Source organism: Cytobacillus praedii (assembly GCF_001439605.1).
GTDB classification, from domain to species: Bacteria; Bacillota; Bacilli; order Bacillales; family Cytobacillaceae; genus Cytobacillus; species Cytobacillus praedii.
Genome location: NZ_LMBX01000013.1, coordinates 25431 through 39883, shown reverse-complemented (window position 1 = coordinate 39883; position 14453 = coordinate 25431). Strand labels below are relative to the sequence as shown.

Below are 14453 nucleotides of genomic sequence, written 5' to 3'. Positions count from 1 at the left end.
CATCAACCAAGCTTTTTGGGGTTCACAAAATGGATGATACAAAACAAATATCTTTTAGAAAAGAGCCTACCTAAAAAAGACAGCCTTTATTGGCTGTCCTTTTTAGGTATTTTCTATTTCCATAAAATCATACGGCGTTATATTTTCCATCCCAATTAACGGGTCTGTATTCATTAATTCCTCTTCATATGTTAAAGATGCTCCATCAAGCTCTTTTTCTACAGGGGAATGTTCCGAAAGTGCTTCTTTAAGCTTTTCAGTTAAACTCGTTAGCCGTGATTGCTCATCTGCTCTTTCAACACCTATCTTTAATGCTTCTTCTTCCCCGCATAGGATAAGAAATTGCTTACTGCGTGTGATGGCAGTATAAAGCAAGTTTCTTCGCAGCATTCGGTAATAGCTCTTAACAACGGGAAGAATAACAATCGGAAATTCACTTCCCTGTGATTTATGTACAGAGCAGCAATACGCGTGTGTAATTTGATTTAAATCCTGACGTGTATAGGTTGCTTCGGCACCATCAAAAGAAACGACAACCATATCTTGCTTCTCCGTGTTTTCTTTCGAATAAAAAATCGAAACAATTTCACCCATATCCCCATTAAAAACATGATTTTCTGGCTGATTCACCAATTGAAGAACTTTATCGCCAATTCGGTATTTAACGTCCCCGAAAGCTAATTCTTTTCTTGTTCCGTCATTTGGATTAAAAATTTCCTGTATAATTTCATTTAAACGGTCAATTCCAGCAGGTCCCTTATACATTGGTGCCAGCACTTGAATATCCTTTGCTGTATACCCCTTTTTCTTTGCATTTAAAACTACTTTTTCGATCGCAGTTGCTATTTGTCCAGGATTGCATTTAATAAAGGAGCGGTCTGCCTGCTGGGCAGAAATATTCGCTGGGAGCCTTCCTTTTTTCATTTCATGTGCAAGCTCAATAATCGATGACCCTTCTGCCTGTCTGTAAATATCCGTTAATTTAACCGTTGGAATTCGTTCTGAATTAAGTAAGTCCTTTAACACTTGCCCAGGACCAACCGAAGGCAGCTGGTCCTCATCCCCAACTAATATAACTTGCATATTTTCCGGAATTGCTTTAAAAAGCTGATTAGCAAGCCAAATATCAACCATCGAAGTTTCATCAACAATGATAATTTTACCCTCTAATGGATTTTCTTCATGCCGATCAAATCCTTCTGTCCCATTCCAGCCAAGAAGTCTATGAATCGTTAAGGCAGGCAAGCCTGTTGACTCAGTCATCCTTTTGGCAGCCCGGCCAGTCGGAGCTGCTAAGATAAATGGAAAAGGCTCTTCCTTTTTATAATCCTTCGGGTCTAATGAGCAGCCATGCAAGTCCGCATATAACTCAACAATCCCTTTAATAACTGTTGTCTTTCCCGTACCTGGACCACCTGTTAATATGAGCATAGGCGACATTAAGGCCGTTTGGATGGCATCTTTTTGAGTTGGTGCATAATGTACCTTCAATCGCTCTTCCAATTTTCCTAATGCTAGCAGAAATTCTGACTCTGGAAACTGATCTTCATATTGTGTTTGCTTTAATACCCGTTTAATATTGGTTACTAGTCCTTTTTCCGAAAAATAAAGGGAAGGTACATACAATCGCTGATCTTCGATCATAATTTTCCCTTCTTCCCCAAGCTTAACAATTTCATTAGAAATGCTTTCGAACTCAATTCCGTCACGCTTATTTTCTTCAAGAAGTCTTTTTACACTAGGCAATAGTACTCTTGCCTCCGTGTACACATGTCCGGCCTGCATGCTTTCCGTTTCAAGTATGTATAGACATGCCGCTCTAATTCTATCTGGATGGCTTCCTGAAATCCCTAATTGAAAGCCTAGTTCATCTGCTCTGCCAAATCCAATACCTTCAATATCCTCAACAAGTTTATACGGATTATTCTGTATAACTTCCATCGTTTGCTCTTTATAAGCCTGGTAAATCTTCATTGATAGCTGTGGACCAAACCCATACTGGTTTAATGCAATCATTGCCTGTTCCAGTCCCTGATGCTCCATTAACGTATCATATAAGGTTTTAGCTTTTTCCGGAGCAAGTTTCGGAATTTGGTCAAGCAGGGATGGCTGATTTAGAATTTTTGAAATCGCATTTTCCCCTAATGTTTCAACGATGCTTTCAGCCGTCTTTTTTCCAATTCCTTTAAACAGCTCACTTGATAAATAATTTGCTACACCTTGTTTCGTCTGAGGGATATCTTTGCGAAAATGATTGGCCTGAAACTGGACTCCAAATTTCGGGTGATCTTTCAATTCTCCATAAAAAATATACGTTTCCTGTTCATGCATCTTCGGAAAATATCCAGTTACCACTGCCTCTTTATCCTCATACTGATCATTCGTTTCCTCTACCCGAATACGCAAAACCGTATATAGGTTTTGCTCATTATGAAAGATGGTAACGAGATGCTTTCCCTTTATGTATTTCCCTTGTTCAGCAAACAAGTCTAAGGAGTCCTGTTTCTCCATCATTTTTCCTCCTTTCCCTCGTGATTCCTGCTAATGATCAGATGTCGGAATTTCCCTTTTCAATTAGCTTCTTTCCATATCCAGCAAGTAAATGGTCCGGTTGGATCTTAAGTGCCTGATTGAAATATTCAAGAGCTTTTTCTACTTCTTCTTTAAATCCATAGGCAACTCCGAGATTATAAAAAGCATCTGCATGATTAGAATCAATGTGAATACAATGCTCAAATTGCAAAATAGATTCATCCACAAAGTTAAGCTGTGCTAAACATAATCCATATTGAAAAAATGCTTCCGCATCATTTGGATTAAGCTCAGTGCTTCTTTGGAGATAGGGCAGCGCTAATTTTCCTTGTTCAAGGGCTACTAAGGTCAAACCAAGCATAAAGTAATTATCACCAGACTCTAAGCCTTTTTTCATTGCTGTCTCAAACATTTTTTTTGCTTGTTCAAACTGTTCAAGCTCATAATATAAATTACCAGCACTATAATAAGCAGCTGCTGCGTTTTCATCCAATTCTATTGCTTTTTCGTAAAATTTGAGCGCTTTTTCAACCTCACCGACTGCTGAAAGAACATTGCCAAAGTTAATATAGGAAACGGGATCTATCGGGTTCTCTTCAATTGCTTCCATAAAAATCTTCGCTGCTTCCTCCCATTTTCCTTCTTGCATATATTGAATACCTAATTGGTTATGATCCATCTAACTTCACTCCATTCTTCTGTCAAAATTATAGCATAAGAAAAGCAGAAGCGCCTTGCTCATCCCCATACAATCGCAGAGGTTCTCCGCAACCTAGATTCTGCTCCTAGCCCCTCGCCTTTTATGAGAGATAATGGAACCGCTGCAAGCGAGTGCAGGCCGATGTTGACGATAGGCGATAACGCTGGCCAGACATTCTTCAAAGTACAAAGGATTTAGATTCTAAAAACCATGAAGAAGCCCCAACTCTAATTGATAGAATTGAGGCAGTCTATTTATCCAACATAATCTAAACGTTTTCCGTCCTTATATACTTCATCAATCGTTCCTCCGCCAAGACACTCATCGCCATTGTAGAAAACGACTGCCTGACCTGGTGTAATCGCACGAATTGGTTCATTAAAGATTACTCTCACATTATTATCATCCAATTGCTCAACAGTTACTTTATTATCTGGCTGGCGGTATCTAAATTTTGCTGTACATTCAAATGTTTTTGGCATCTCATTATTTGAAACCCATCCAACATTAACGGCTGTTAGGGAATGTGAGTACAGCTTTTCATTATGAAAGCCTTGTCCAACATAAAGGACATTTTTCTTGAGATCCTTACCAATGGCAAACCAAGGTTCTCCTGATCCGCCAATACCCAATCCATGACGCTGTCCAATTGTATAATACATGAGCCCATCATGCTTGCCCATTACTTTCCCATCAAAGGTTTCCATATTCCCTGGCTGTGCAGGAAGATAGTTGCCTAAGAATTCTTTAAAATTCCTCTCGCCAATAAAACAAATACCTGTGCTATCCTTTTTCGTTGCAGTTGCAAGCTCAGCTGCTGCTGCGAGCTCCCGGACTTTAGACTTTTCAATATTTCCAATTGGGAACATTACCTTTTCAAGCTGTTCCTGACTTAATTGGTTTAAGAAATACGTCTGGTCTTTATTTTCATCGATCCCGCGAAGCATTTTAACCTCACCATCGCGATGTTCCACTCTAGCATAATGACCAGTAGCTAAATAGTCTGCACCAAGATTCATTGCGTGCTCAAGAAATGCCTTAAATTTAATTTCTTTATTACACATCACATCGGGATTTGGCGTTCTTCCAGCCTTATACTCATCAAGGAAATAAGTAAAGACCTTATCCCAATATTGCTTTTCGAAGTTAACAGCATAATAAGGAATGCCGATTTGATTACAAACACGAATCACATCTTCATAATCCTCTGTAGCGGTACAAACGCCATTCTCATCGGTATCATCCCAATTTTTCATGAAAATACCAATCACATCATAGCCTTGTTCTTTTAGAAGAAGTGCTGCAACTGAGGAATCGACTCCCCCTGACATCCCAACAACAACGCGGGTATCCTTCGGTGCTTTATTCATTTCATTTCACCACGTTTCCTATTAAAATAATCTATTTAGTTAATCGCTTCACGATTTTACTCGTTTCCTCTCCTGCCTGTTCAATCTGCTCCAGTGTATTAGAAAGCCCAAAACTAAACCGGATTGAATTTTGCAGGCGATCGTCTCCCTGTCCAAACATGGCAACAAGCACATGGGATGGATCAATTGAACCTGCTGTACATGCCGAACCGCTTGATGCAGCAATACCTGCCAAGTCCAGATTTACCAGCATGGCCTCCACATTTGTTCCAGGAAAGCTTAAGTTTAAAACATGAGGCAATGAATAATCAAGTGATCCGTTCTGACTGAACTCAATTTGATTTTCTGTTAATTTTTTCAGAAAAGCTGTCTTAAACTTTTGATACATCGTTACCTTGTTTTCCATTTCCTGCTGGCTGATTCGAACAGCTTCTAAGAAACCGGCAACAGAAGGAACATTTTCTGTTCCAGCACGTCTTTTTCTTTCCTGCTCCCCTCCAAATAAACGCGGAGAAAGCTTCGCAGCTTTATTGGCATATAAAAATCCGATCCCTTTTGGCCCATTTATTTTATGGGCGGAAACAGATAATAAATCAATTCCATATTCTTTTACATTTATTTTCTCCAACCCATATGCTTGGACCGCATCAGTATGAAAAATAGCGGGATGTTCAGCAAGGATTTTTCCAATTTCTTTAATAGGCTGAATTGTTCCAACCTCATTATTTCCATACATGACCGTCACAAGGATTGTATCATCTCTTAGTGCTTTCTCAACATCCGCCGCCTGGATCCTTCCCTCTTGATCAACTGGCAGATAAGTAACTTCAAATCCAATAGTTTCTAATTTTTGACATGCATGCAGAACGGCATGATGCTCTATTTGCGTGGTAATTATATGTTTTCCATGCTCTCCGTACGATTCTGCCACCCCAAAAATGGCGTGATTATCCGCTTCCGTTCCCCCGCTTGTAAAAATAATCTCATTCGGTTCAGCATTGATGCTTTTCGCTAATTCCGAACGGGCTTCATCAATAATATGACGTGCCTTGCGGCCGAAATGGTGGATGCTAGACGGATTGCCAAATTCTGAACCCATTATCTCCATCATTCTTTCAATCACTTTTGGATGCATGGGCGACGTAGCCGCATGGTCAACGTAAATCCGTTCCAATTTATTTCACCTTCTTATATGAATTACACTGCTAGTGAGTTCGTATTTGCAAATTTGTTGAACATTCATTTATCTGAACCAATTTCAGATTAAATATAAAACATATACCCATCTGAATCGCCATCATCTTTATAGTTGGCTAAATCTTCAACTGTTGTATTGTCCAGTACATCTTTCACAGCATCGCGAATACGCATCCAAAGATGTTTCTTCGCAGGTTCTTCATCTTCAATGCCTTCAACAGGACTAATTGGCCCTTCTAGCACTCGAATAATATCGCCGGCAGTAATATTGGCTGGCACATCTCCAAGAACATAGCCACCGTAAGCACCGCGGATACTTTTTACTAAACCGGCATTTCTTAAAGGGGCAATGAGCTGTTCTAGGTAATGCTCAGACAAATTATTCGTCTGTGCAATTGATTTTAATGAGATCGGGCCTTCCCCGTGCTTTTTTGCTAATTCAATCATAATCGTTAATCCATATCGTCCTTTTGTCGATATTTTCATCAACTTACACCTCTATCCTTCTCTTTACCAATCGTTGTATATACTTGCTTATTTAATCTTGCTAAGAATCGGTCTGTTGCCATCTGACATTGGGGCAATGCTTTCCCTGCCAATGGTCCGATTGCTAAACCAATGATCACTGTACCCCAAAATACGGGACCCCCGAGCTGCCATCCGATAATGAGGACGATCACCTCCATAAAGCTTCGAACACGGCCAACCTTCCATCCTGTTTTCGATGTTAAGGCAATCATCAGACTATCCCTTGGACCTGCTCCAAACTGGGCTGAAATATAAATGCCCATGCCATAGCAATAGATAATAATCCCGCACAGAAACATCACGATTTGTCCAGCTAACGAAGAGGGAGTCTGCATAAACGGCAGCAATAAATAAAGATCAATAAAAACACCAATCAAAACCATATTTAAAAAAGCACCCATTTTCGGGAACTCTTTTGAAATGAGTGAGGCAACAGTCAGAATCAATATGCCGACAATCACTGACCAGCTTCCAATTGTCAGCCCAAGCTGATAATACAGGCCAACATGCAAAACATCCCAGGGTGTTGCGCCTAAATCGGCTATAATCAATAATACAATCCCTAGGCTCATAACGAGAAGACCAGTTAAATACACAATAAACCGTGCACCAATTTGACCGCTTTTTTTCGTAAACATTACCTTTATCTCCCCGCTATGAAAGATTTATTCTTAGTAATTAGATAGACTTTTGTAATTATAACATATTTACTCAGCTTTATCATTTTGCCGAGACATGGAATATGGTATGTTTATTTTATTAATATTTGAACGTTTTGGAGTGATAGAAATGAGTATTAAACCGCTGGCCTTTCGAATGCGCCCAAGGTCAATTGAAGAGATCATCGGTCAGGAGCATCTTGTAGCTGAAGGCAAAATTATTCATCGGATGGTTAAAGCGAAACAGCTGTCCTCGATGATTCTGTACGGTCCCCCTGGAATTGGCAAAACATCCATTGCAAGTGCCATTGCCGGAAGTACAAGCTATGCTTTTCGTACACTTAACGCCGTAACAAACAACAAAAAGGATATGGAAGTCGTTGCAGCAGAAGCAAAAATGTCTGGGAAGGTCATTCTTCTTCTTGATGAGGTTCACCGGCTGGATAAAGGAAAACAAGATTTTCTGCTTCCTTACTTAGAAAATGGAATGATTACATTAATTGGTGCAACGACCAGCAATCCATACCATGCGATTAATCCTGCGATTAGAAGCCGCTGTCAAATATTCGAATTAAAGCCTTTATCTGTAGAAAATATTAAAGAGGCGCTCCTACGAGCACTTGGAGATAGTGAATATGGATTAGGAGAAAAACATGTCAATATTAGTGAAGATGCGCTAACACACTTTGCAACCGCTTCGAACGGAGATGTCCGCAGCTCTTTAAACGCATTAGAGCTAGCTGTTTTATCTACTGAGCCAGATGATTCTGGCATTATCTGCATTGATTTGCAATCTGCCGAGGAATGTATGCAGCGAAAGAGTCTGTCACATGACAAAGACGGGGACGCACATTATGATGTCCTATCTGCCTTCCAGAAATCGATTCGCGGCAGTGATGTAAATGCCGCATTGCACTATTTAGGAAGACTAATTGAAGCAGGAGATCTGCAAAGCATCGCAAGGAGATTGATCGTAATTGCCTATGAAGATATTGGACTTGCTTCGCCGCAGGCTGGAGCAAGAACACTAGCTGCTATCGAAACAGCTGAACGAATCGGATTTCCTGAAGCAAGGATTCCACTTGCAAATGCTGTCATTGAATTATGTTTATCGCCAAAATCCAATTCAGCGATTATGGCCATAGATGCAGCGCTGGCAGATATAAGAGCTGGCAGGAGCGGAGAAGTGCCTGACCACCTAAAAGACGCCCATTATAAGGGAGCCAAAGAGCTTGGAAGGGGAATTGAATATAAATACCCTCATGATTACGAAGGCGGCTGGGTGAAACAGCAATACTTGCCTGACCGTTTGAAAAATAAAACCTATTATGAGCCGAAAAAGACAGGGAAATTCGAACAGGCTCTAGCAATAATTTATAGCAAGATTATGAAATGAGAAAAGGGATGGCAGACGCCATCCCTTATACTATGCAGCAACATCCCTCTTCTTAAATACATAAAATGCAATAGCTTGAAACAGCAGGAAGTACACAATGATCATTGTGACTGAAAAACCTAATGTCATTCCTTTTACCATTGGGGCACCCTCAAAATATTGAAGAAGATCTGTATTTGCAAAAAGAATATATTTTGCCCATTCGTACTTTATTGCAATTAATCTTGTAAGCTGGCCGCCCATAAACATTAGGAAAAGAGACAAGCCGATTGCTAATGAGCTATTTCTAAATGCAGCAGATATCATGAATGCCATGGTTGCAAGCATAATCATATTAATGGACTTTAATCCAAAGTAATTGATTAGGTGCAGAAGCATGCTTTGCTCTGTAACAGTACCATTATAGTAATTCAAATATGGCACGGGATCATTAGGAAAACCAAAGAGAACCATACCTAGAATCGAAGAAAAAGCGAACAGGATAAAAAGCATAAATAAACCAAATAGCAAGACTGTCAAATACTTTGCCGCTAATATTTTTCCTCGTTTAATAGGTCTTATTAAAAGCAGCTTGATCGTTCCCCAGTTAAATTCACTGGCAACAATTCCCGCTGCAATGATGATCGTAAATAATCCTGCAAATTCAATCATCTGTGAAGTATCTGTTAAAAAGCCCCAAACCGTATACTCTTCATTTGGTGATAAATCATTTTCAATTCTGTATTTGTTTATAGCAATTTCTCTTTCATAGCTAATCTTTACTTCCTGAGGAATCGCATCTCCCATTTCAGTTAATTCTTTTTGATAGCTTTCATTCTGAACTTGAAGACCTTTTTTCCACTCAGAATTGTCCGGAACACTTCCTTTGCTATCCTGGTATTTAATAAAGCCGCCCATAACGATTAATACGAAAAGGAGCAGCCCGATCATGACATACGTTCCCGTCCTTTTAAATATTTTCATCCATTCGTTTTGAATCAATTTAATCATGAATAAGTCCCCCCTTTTGTGAAGTAACCTCAAGGAAACGATCTTCTAATGTCTTCGCTACTTCCTTCACTCCATAAATCTGTATGTCCTGGTTAACCAGTCTTTTTATCACTTCGGGTACTTTCTCTTTCTTTAGCGGCAAAGCAATGCCATTTTCAGTTAGTTGAACTCTACTATCTGGGTACATGTCTTTTACTATTCGGGATGCTGCCTCTTTCCCTTCTACTTCAATTTCATAAATCTTCTCATTCCCCTGAACAAAATCAGTCATAAGCTGAACATCGATGAGCTTCCCCTGTTGAATGATTCCAATACGGTCGCACATCATTTCCATTTCAGATAACAAATGGCTTGATACGATGACTGCCATATCCTTTTCTCTCGCCAGCTTTCTAACATGGTCCCTGATTTCGCGGATACCAGCTGGATCCAAGCCATTCGTTGGTTCATCAAGGATTAAGATTTTCGGATCATGAAGAAGACATTGAGCTAAGCCAAGCCGCTGCCTCATACCAAGGGAATACGTTTTTACTTTGTCATGAATGCGATCAGTAAGACCTACGAACTCTACTGTTTCAGCAATTTTTTCTTTTGTAATTCCCTGAGACATTCTGGCATAATGAACAAGATTTTGATATCCGCTCATGAACTTATACATTTCTGGATTTTCCACAATACCGCCAACATGTTTTATTGCCTGCTCAAACTCTGTTTTAATACTGTGACCAAGGATTTTAATATCACCAGAGGTCATGCCAATCAGACCGACAATCATTCGAATTGTTGTTGTTTTTCCAGCACCATTTGGGCCTAGGAAGCCAAATACTTCCCCTTTGTTAACATTAAAGCTCAGAGAATCAATAATCGTTCTGCCCTTTATTGTTTTAGTTACATTTTGAATTTCCACGAGGGTATCCATTGTTTTTTTCTCCTCTCACTCTTTAAAAGTCATCTTCATCCATTGAATAATCGATAAACCTTTTGTTTCCCTTAACTCCTCCACATTTTGCCGATCAATCACTTTTCCATCTTTAATGGCTAGTACCTCATCCAAAAGCGGTTCAATCTCGTCGATTTCATGGGTTGCAATGACTACTGTCTGATTTTCAAAATCAATATAGGATAGTAACCCTTTTACAATCGAATCTCTTACCATTGGATCAAGACCAGAAAAAGGTTCATCTAAGAGCAAAACGGATGTCTCTCTCGCCAATGCAAGCACTAGTTTTAATCTCCCTCGATTCCCTTTAGACAATTGCTTTAGCTTTTTGTCAGGATCCAGCTTCATAAATGCAAGTAATTCGTTCACACGATCTATTCGAAAATCCTCAAACTGCGATGCATAAAAGTCAATCATATCTTTTACCGTAAAAGGCTGATAGAACATATCCAGTTCAGATAAATAGGCAACATCTTTCGCAATTCTTCTATCGACTGCTTTTCCTCTAACTAGAACTGTGCCTTTAGTAGGACGGACTAAGCCAGCTATCATTTTTAATGTGGTTGATTTTCCGCTTCCATTTGGACCGATTAAACCATAAATTTTCCCTTTATCAAGCGCGAAGGATACATCATCTAATCCCGAATCCCGTCCATATTTTTTAGATATATTCTTGAATTCAATCATCTTAAATCTCCCGCTTTCCAATAAAGTATCTTTTTAAGCCAGAGACCATATCCTCTTCTGTTAGTCCAAGTTCTTTCATGTTTTTAACAAACGATTCAATGATGTCCATTTGCATACGGAGCTTTAATTGATGAAGCATCCCTTCATTCTCTGTTACAAACGTTCCTTGTCCTCGTCTCGTTTCCACGATTTCCATCCTCTCCAATTCACTATATGTTCTTTGAATCGTATTTGGATTAACCCCCGACTTTACTGCCATTTCACGAACTGAAGGAAGTTTGTTTCCCGGCAATAATTCCCCGCGGATAATCTGCTGATTTATTTTGTCAGCAATTTGCATATAAATGGGCTTTGATGCTTGGAATTCCTCAACCATGACGCTACACCTCAACTTTCCGTTCAAGCAGCCATACAGCAGCATAAAAAACAGCAAAAATTATAACCGTATAAATGATCCCGTTCATTATTGATAGTTCAGCATTGTCTACAAATCCAGCAGAAGCTGAAGTTTTCCCAGCTTTAAACTCAATCGAATATGCATTGAGTTTAATAACCCCTATGTTTTTCAGTTTTTGATACATGGGGAGATTGCTCACATAGTTGCCTATTGCAGTAAGTAGAAGCCAAGTGCCAATAACGATAGGCCAACGGATAGAGCGCAAGAATGGAACCTTTTTCAATGAATGAAACAAGGACCAATAAAATAAAACCCAAACTCCAAGGAAAATGGTACCAAGCGTAATTCCCAGTCCTATTAAGGTAATATTGAGGGCAGGTCCACCGGTCAAACTAAACAGACTTTCCGCATTTACCGCATGACTTAGTCCCCATAACGCAACAACTAGTGCCATAAAAAAAGATACGGCATATAAAACAAACCCAGCTGCTAGTTTGGCTAGAAAAAGAACAGCCCCTCTGTTTGGATTATGAAGCCATAGCTGAGTCTGACCTTCGATATTAAGAGAAGTAAGAAGATATGCCGGCAAATAAAGCCCATGCCCCACTAAAATCATGACCGTTATAGCAGCAAATATATTTGGCTCATTGAAATATTTCGTTAAGCCTAAGCCGACTATAATGCCCAATATTAATAATGCGATTCCAACCATAAACCAATTTTTCGTAAGTTTTAATTCTTTATAGAACAATCCTTTAAAAACTTTCACATATTCCGACCTCCGTGTCAGCGTTTTAGTGTTCTAGTAACATAGTACACTGAAACATATTGTTCGTCAATTAGAAATTTACATATTCTTGGTATTTTTTAAATGCTAATTGTCAATACATTTGCAAAAACGCTGCTTATTCTTGCAAAACTGCAGGTATTTTTGCAGGGTCAAGGCTATTTTGCACTCCTTTTTAACAGCAAAAAAGCCCGGCTATTACTAGCCAGGCTGCATTCTCATAAATATTAATCATTCACACGATAAATTTTAATATCTTTTAACAGTTCTCTAGTCACATAGCTTGCCATGATTAAGCCCGCTGTTGATGGACAGAAGGCATTAGATGCAGGAGGCATTTTTGCTTTGCGGATTTCCGCATCTTCCTTTCCAACTACCTTACGAACATCCTCCCGAATGACAATCGGGCTTTCATCAGAGAAAACGACTGGAATTCCTTTTCTTATCCCCTCTTTTCTCAAGCGGGTACGAATAACCTTTGCAATTGGATCTGTGTGCGTCTTTGAAATATCTGCAATTTGAAATCTCGTTGGGTCTATTTTATTTGCGGCACCCATACTTGAAATAATTGGAATATTTCGCTTTAAGCATTCCTTCATTAAATGGATTTTATAGGATATTGTATCTGATGCGTCAATGACAAAATCAAGTCCATGCTCGAAAAACTGTTCATAGGTTTCTTCTGTATAAAACATTTTCAATGCAATAACTTCACATTCTGGATTAATATCCTTAATTCTTTCTTTCATTAAATCAACCTTTGGCTGCCCAATGGTTGAAAGCAAGGCAATGATTTGCCGATTCACATTCGTAATATCTACATCGTCCTTATCAACAAGCACTAATCTTCCAACTCCTGAACGAGCTAACGCTTCAGCTGCAAAGGTTCCTACTCCGCCAACTCCCAGAACAGCTACCGTACTGTTTTTCATTATTTCAAGGCCTTCCTTGCCAAAAGCCAATTCATTTCGTGAAAATTGATGCAACATCTATCTCAACTCCATACCTTTTAAAATGATATTCCCTTATTTTTTTCCCGATAATGAATATATCATACTTTTTGAAAAAAATAAGCATCTACAAGATCCAAAAATTTTTTATACTAACTGTTATGACCAGATGACAGTTGTCACTATTATATTTTTTCTTCGGGTGATACGCTTAGGCGGGGATGAAAAATATGGGAAGAAATGGGGAAATCGTATGAGCTTACCGCAATTAAAAATTGGACATATGGAGCCAAAAGTTCCAATCCTTCAAGGAGGGATGGGGGTTGGCATATCACTTAGCGGGCTGGCTTCAGCCGTTGCCAATGCAGGTGGAATTGGAATTATTTCAGGTACTGGGATTTCTACAGAAGAATTGCGCTTCCACATTCGAAGGGCAAAGAAGCTTATAAATGATACCGGCTATATTGGTGTGAATGTTCTATTTGCTATGAATGATTTTGCAGAAAAAATGAAGGCTGCACTCGAAGAAAAAGTAGATTTTATCATATCAGGCGCTGGTATTTCTCGTGATATGTACGCTTGGGGGAAGGAATATGATGTTCCTGTTCTCTCAATCGTATCATCAGCCAAGCTAGCTAGACTATCGGAAAGATTAGGTGCTGCTGCAGTTGTCGTGGAAGGACATGAAGCAGGGGGACATCTTGGTACAGACCGGCCGCTATTTGAAATTCTTCCTGAAGTAGTGGAAGCAGTAAATATCCCTGTAATCGCTGCTGGGGGGATATTGACAGGGCAGGACGTAGCTAAGGCTATCCGGCTGGGAGCATCAGGTGTTCAGATGGGAACTAGATTTGTTGCCAGTGAGGAATGTGATGCTCCACTCGCCTTTAAGGAAAAATATGTGCACGCCAATGAGGAAGATACCATTTTAGTTAAAACAACTGTTGGACTACAGGGAAGAGCGATAAAAAATAAATTTACTGATTTAATTTCAGGTTCAGGTAAATTAAAAATTGAAAAATGCCATGATTGCCTAAAAAATTGCTCCTATCGCTTTTGTACTTTAGACTCTCTGCTGAAATCAGTTGGTGGAGATGTTGAAAACGGCTTAATATTTGCTGGATCCAGAGTGGCGGAAATTAAAAAAATCTTGCCAGTCCGGGAAATCATCCATTCAATTACATCAGAGTATAGAGCTGCCTGGTAAGTCATACCATTACGGGAACATTTTACTTTTTGTTACGGTATTGTTGATTTTNTGGCTCCTTGCGGGAACGTTTTGCCTTTTTTCGTTACCGTCTTGTAGCTTTTTAACTTCTG

The 14453-nt window shown here is 39.4% G+C and carries 14 protein-coding genes; 2 read left to right on the top strand and 12 right to left on the bottom strand.

Annotation, left to right across the window (positions count from 1 at the left end):
• Positions 1–102 precede the first annotated feature (102 nt).
• The 6 genes from recD2 to ASU02_RS14515 form a co-directional block, all read right to left on the bottom strand.
• On the bottom strand, positions 103–2511 hold the full coding sequence (gene recD2, locus ASU02_RS14540; protein WP_057764836.1) for an SF1B family DNA helicase RecD2: 2409 nt from the start codon (positions 2509–2511) through the stop codon (positions 103–105).
• Between the two features lie 37 nt (positions 2512–2548).
• Positions 2549–3211 carry a tetratricopeptide repeat protein gene (locus ASU02_RS14535; RefSeq protein WP_057764833.1) on the bottom strand — a complete coding sequence of 221 codons (663 nt, stop codon included), beginning with the start codon at positions 3209–3211 and terminating at the stop codon, positions 2549–2551.
• A 275-nt stretch (positions 3212–3486) separates the two neighbouring features.
• Positions 3487–4602, bottom strand: a complete 1116-nt coding sequence (gene mnmA, locus ASU02_RS14530; RefSeq protein ID WP_057764830.1) for a tRNA 2-thiouridine(34) synthase MnmA — start codon at positions 4600–4602, stop codon at positions 3487–3489.
• A gap of 31 nt (positions 4603–4633) precedes the next feature.
• A complete protein-coding gene (locus ASU02_RS14525) occupies positions 4634–5776 on the bottom strand; it encodes a cysteine desulfurase family protein (protein WP_057764828.1) in 1143 nt (380 codons plus the stop codon).
• 89 nt (positions 5777–5865) lie between these two features.
• Positions 5866–6285 (bottom strand): cysteine metabolism transcriptional regulator CymR, encoded by a 420-nt coding sequence (gene cymR, locus ASU02_RS14520; RefSeq protein ID WP_057764826.1) that lies wholly within the window; start codon positions 6283–6285, stop codon positions 5866–5868.
• Positions 6285–6965 (bottom strand): YczE/YyaS/YitT family protein, encoded by a 681-nt coding sequence (locus tag ASU02_RS14515; RefSeq protein ID WP_057764824.1) that lies wholly within the window; start codon positions 6963–6965, stop codon positions 6285–6287. Before ASU02_RS14515 ends, cymR begins: the two co-directional genes overlap by 1 nt.
• Positions 6966–7116: 151 nt before the next feature.
• Between ASU02_RS14515 and ASU02_RS14510 the strand changes: the two genes are divergently transcribed.
• Positions 7117–8382 carry a replication-associated recombination protein A gene (locus ASU02_RS14510; RefSeq protein WP_057764822.1) on the top strand — a complete coding sequence of 422 codons (1266 nt, stop codon included), beginning with the start codon at positions 7117–7119 and terminating at the stop codon, positions 8380–8382.
• Between the two features lie 30 nt (positions 8383–8412).
• Here ASU02_RS14510 and ASU02_RS14505 read toward each other — a convergent pair whose 3' ends face one another.
• From ASU02_RS14505 to ASU02_RS14480, 6 genes are all read right to left on the bottom strand, one after another.
• Positions 8413–9372, bottom strand: a complete 960-nt coding sequence (locus ASU02_RS14505) for an ABC transporter permease (RefSeq protein WP_057764820.1) — start codon at positions 9370–9372, stop codon at positions 8413–8415.
• Positions 9365–10291, bottom strand: a complete 927-nt coding sequence (locus ASU02_RS14500) for an ABC transporter ATP-binding protein (protein ID WP_057764818.1) — start codon at positions 10289–10291, stop codon at positions 9365–9367. The genes ASU02_RS14505 and ASU02_RS14500 overlap by 8 nt, the downstream gene beginning before the upstream one ends.
• Positions 10292–10306: 15 nt before the next feature.
• On the bottom strand, positions 10307–10999 hold the full coding sequence (locus ASU02_RS14495; RefSeq protein WP_057764816.1) for an ABC transporter ATP-binding protein: 693 nt from the start codon (positions 10997–10999) through the stop codon (positions 10307–10309).
• Between the two features lies 1 nt (position 11000).
• Positions 11001–11375 (bottom strand): GntR family transcriptional regulator, encoded by a 375-nt coding sequence (locus ASU02_RS14490; protein ID WP_057764814.1) that lies wholly within the window; start codon positions 11373–11375, stop codon positions 11001–11003.
• Positions 11376–11379: 4 nt separating this feature from the next.
• A complete protein-coding gene (locus tag ASU02_RS14485) occupies positions 11380–12165 on the bottom strand; it encodes a hypothetical protein (protein ID WP_057764811.1) in 786 nt (261 codons plus the stop codon).
• A 245-nt stretch (positions 12166–12410) separates the two neighbouring features.
• Positions 12411–13172, bottom strand: coding sequence for a tRNA threonylcarbamoyladenosine dehydratase (locus ASU02_RS14480; protein WP_057764809.1), 762 nt, complete (start codon positions 13170–13172; stop codon positions 12411–12413).
• A 214-nt stretch (positions 13173–13386) separates the two neighbouring features.
• Here ASU02_RS14480 and ASU02_RS14475 point away from each other — a divergent pair, with 214 nt between their 5' ends.
• Positions 13387–14340, top strand: a complete 954-nt coding sequence (locus ASU02_RS14475; protein WP_057764807.1) for an NAD(P)H-dependent flavin oxidoreductase — start codon at positions 13387–13389, stop codon at positions 14338–14340.
• The last annotated feature ends 113 nt before the right edge of the window (positions 14341–14453 follow it).

Bases quoted from the DNA above. Each gene is read 5' to 3' on its own strand.
- ASU02_RS14510 (WP_057764822.1), top strand. From the start codon at position 7,117: ATGAGTATTAAACCGCTGGCCTTTCGAATGCGCCCAAGGTCAATTGAA.
- ASU02_RS14505 (WP_057764820.1), bottom strand. From the start codon at position 9,372: ATGATTAAATTGATTCAAAACGAATGGATGAAAATATTTAAAAGGACG.
- recD2 (WP_057764836.1), bottom strand. From the start codon at position 2,511: ATGGAGAAACAGGACTCCTTAGACTTGTTTGCTGAACAAGGGAAATAC.
- mnmA (WP_057764830.1), bottom strand. From the start codon at position 4,602: ATGAATAAAGCACCGAAGGATACCCGCGTTGTTGTTGGGATGTCAGGG.
- ASU02_RS14480 (WP_057764809.1), bottom strand. From the start codon at position 13,172: ATGTTGCATCAATTTTCACGAAATGAATTGGCTTTTGGCAAGGAAGGC.
- ASU02_RS14495 (WP_057764816.1), bottom strand. From the start codon at position 10,999: ATGATTGAATTCAAGAATATATCTAAAAAATATGGACGGGATTCGGGA.
- ASU02_RS14475 (WP_057764807.1), top strand. From the start codon at position 13,387: ATGAGCTTACCGCAATTAAAAATTGGACATATGGAGCCAAAAGTTCCA.
- cymR (WP_057764826.1), bottom strand. From the start codon at position 6,285: ATGAAAATATCGACAAAAGGACGATATGGATTAACGATTATGATTGAA.
- ASU02_RS14535 (WP_057764833.1), bottom strand. From the start codon at position 3,211: ATGGATCATAACCAATTAGGTATTCAATATATGCAAGAAGGAAAATGG.
- ASU02_RS14515 (WP_057764824.1), bottom strand. From the start codon at position 6,965: ATGTTTACGAAAAAAAGCGGTCAAATTGGTGCACGGTTTATTGTGTAT.
- ASU02_RS14500 (WP_057764818.1), bottom strand. From the start codon at position 10,291: ATGGATACCCTCGTGGAAATTCAAAATGTAACTAAAACAATAAAGGGC.
- ASU02_RS14490 (WP_057764814.1), bottom strand. From the start codon at position 11,375: ATGGTTGAGGAATTCCAAGCATCAAAGCCCATTTATATGCAAATTGCT.